This is a genomic window from Mesorhizobium sp. M7A.F.Ca.AU.001.01.1.1, from assembly GCF_004022735.1.
GTDB lineage: Bacteria > Pseudomonadota > Alphaproteobacteria > Rhizobiales > Rhizobiaceae > Mesorhizobium > Mesorhizobium ciceri.
Genome location: NZ_RZPF01000831.1, coordinates 1 through 2,576, shown reverse-complemented (window position 1 = coordinate 2,576; position 2,576 = coordinate 1). Strand labels below are relative to the sequence as shown.

Here is a 2,576-nt window from a genome sequence, read left to right as displayed (position 1 = left end):
CCGTTCAACCGACATCGCAGGTTGCTCGGTGCGCAAGAGCGCAGGTAGCCATCCAGTCCCGGCGAGCAACTGCTCGGCGGCCTCCGCCATTGGCTGCTTTTTCAGGTCCGACAGCCTCTCTGCCGCGTCTTCGCTGGCAGCTTCGCGCACGGCGTCGAGGATATGTGCCTTGGTGATGCGCCCGAGATACGTCCGGACGCTTGGCGTCCAATGTGCTGTCATGTCGAGGTTGACCGCTGTCGCCAGCCTGTTCGCTGTCTCGTGGGCGCAAGGCTTGCGCTCCCAAGGCTGCTTTACGGCATTGACGGTGAGCGAGGCGCAATGGGCGAACAACGCCATGACGCTGGCGTGGTCGAGTGAGGCGATGAAGCCCCACAGGTCGGCCACATCGCGAGGCATGTCCGCAGCCCACTCCGCATGTCGATCTGCCAATGCCTTGCCTGCCGCCGTATCTTCGATGCCGTCCGCGTGACCGGCGAGGTAGACGCTGGTTGGGCGGATTTCGAGGCAGTGGGCATCAGCACCCTGATAGAAGGTCTGCGCCGCAAGCGTATGGGTAACCGCAACAAGGGCAATGTCCGGCTGTTCGCCAAGCGCAAGGCGAAGCCCAAGCGTACGATAAGCGGTCAAGTCGCGAATAAGAAGGTCCGACAACGGCTTGCCATCATCCTCCGCTTCTTCGTGGCTGCCACCATCGGAATCCGAACCGCTTCCGTCTTCGATGATCTCGCCATCGTCATTGACGGCGTAGTCCTCGCCGTCTGGAAGCGTTTCCGCTTCCGGTCCCACCTGCTCATCCTCGGCGCGGATGAAACCTCGTTCGATGCGCGCCGCTCCATCATGGGAAAGCACGACGAACACGCCACCACGCGAAACAATATCAGCATCGTAGGCGTGACGCAGAGCGTCGATGCGCTCGATCTCGGCTTCAAGTTTGCCGAAACGCTGATCAACATCGTCCGGCAGTTCCTCGGCGCTATTCCATTCATCTGTGAGCCGGTTGAACTCGTCGGATGCCCTTGCGTAGGCAGCTTTGTCTTCCTCCGACAAATCCACCGGCTGTGGGTAGGTACGGCGCAAGCCGTTTGCGTGGGGGAAGTCGATATGGACATCTGCACATTTCCAACCCTCGGCCTGCCTGACGGTTTCAGAGATGCCTTGCAGCTTCTCAATCACCAAGCGGTCGAGCAAAGCGGCATCCTCGTAGAAGCCGCCGCGATCCTCGGTGAACAGGTCGCGCAGGATGGCACCGCCGGCTTCCATGTAGGCTTCCGCGCCGATGAAGACGGCGCGGCGGTCGTTCGCCGCAACATGCGTCCGCGTCAGTTCGCGGCGGATGACGTAGGGCTCGCGATTGTAGGTGAGGCTTTCGAAAACCTGTTCCTGCCGGGCATGATCGTCCGTGATGGCGAAAGCCATCAGCTGATCGAGGGTCAAATCGCCCTCGCGGTAGACCTGCATCAACTTGGGACTGACCGCGCCAAGCCGCAGGCGCTGCCGCACGACATGTGCGGTAATGCCGAAGCGGGCGGCGATTGCCTCCGCACCCCATCCCTTGTTCTCGTGAAGGTCGCGGAACGCCTCGAACTGATCTGCGGGGTGCATGTCCTCGCGGGTGATGTTCTCGTCCAGGCTGATCTCATGCGCATCGTTGACGGTGTCGATGACGCAGCGGATCGGCTCGGTCTTCTTGATCTGCTTGCGCTTCACACGCAGTAACTGCGCCAGCCTGCGGCCCTCGCCGATGGTGACGAAGTAGAACCCTGTTTCCGCGCCCTCGCCGTCGAACTCCGGCTCAATCACAAGGTTTTGCAGGATGCCCTTGGCGGCGATGCTGGCCGCGTAGGCCTCGATGATCGCTTCGCTGTGCGGCATCTTGCGCGCATTGCGAGGCGACTTCTTGAGCTTGTTCAGCGGAATGAAAACTTCCGTGCCGCTCGCGCTGGCGGTTCCGGTCTTCGCGCTCGTTTCATTGGTCGTCATGGTTCTGGTCCTTTCACGTTACATGCCGAAGGCATGCCCCTCGGCATGCCTTCCGGGGGCGCGTGAGCGCGCGGCAGAGAGGGGGGCGAATGCCGGCGAGCGGAGCTGGGCTGCGCGTCGAGCGGGGCGGCTCGGACCAAGTCAGAGGATGTCGGTCATTCGCCGCCTTGCGAGCGGGCGGCCCCGCTTTGCGCAGGCGGCATTCGCGGGGGAGAGATGGCCAAGACCATCTCCCCCTTTTTGGAACCATATGCATCTAATTGCCACGACGTGATTGGCCGCTTTGCGCCTAGTTCGAGACGTTCACTGGCTCTTGTCGAAGACGCCGGAAGCCGCCATTCATTGTCGTCGGTAGTGTTCAATCAGCTCCAAGCCGGGCAATCGACGAAATACGTTCTTCAGGAGAACATCTCGTCATGACCGCGCGCATCCTTGTCGTCGATAACATTCCTGCCAATGTGAGATTGCTCGAAGTCCGGCTGCTTGCCGAATATTTTGAGGTGCTGACGGCGTCCAACGGACTCGACGCCATCGAAACCTGCGAAAATGGCAAGGTCGATGTAGTGCTGCTCGACGTGATGCCCGGCATGGAC

General features: G+C 61.2%; 2 protein-coding genes. One reads left to right on the top strand and one right to left on the bottom strand.

Annotation, left to right across the window (positions count from 1 at the left end; genetic code table 11):
* On the bottom strand, positions 1-1,983 hold a 1,983-nt coding region (locus EN884_RS32555; RefSeq protein ID WP_128360990.1), incomplete at its 3' end, for a ParB/RepB/Spo0J family partition protein.
* Between the two features lie 416 nt (positions 1,984-2,399).
* Between EN884_RS32555 and EN884_RS32550 the strand changes: the two genes are divergently transcribed.
* A partial coding sequence (locus EN884_RS32550; RefSeq protein ID WP_128360989.1) for a response regulator occupies positions 2,400-2,576 on the top strand: 177 nt, incomplete at its 3' end.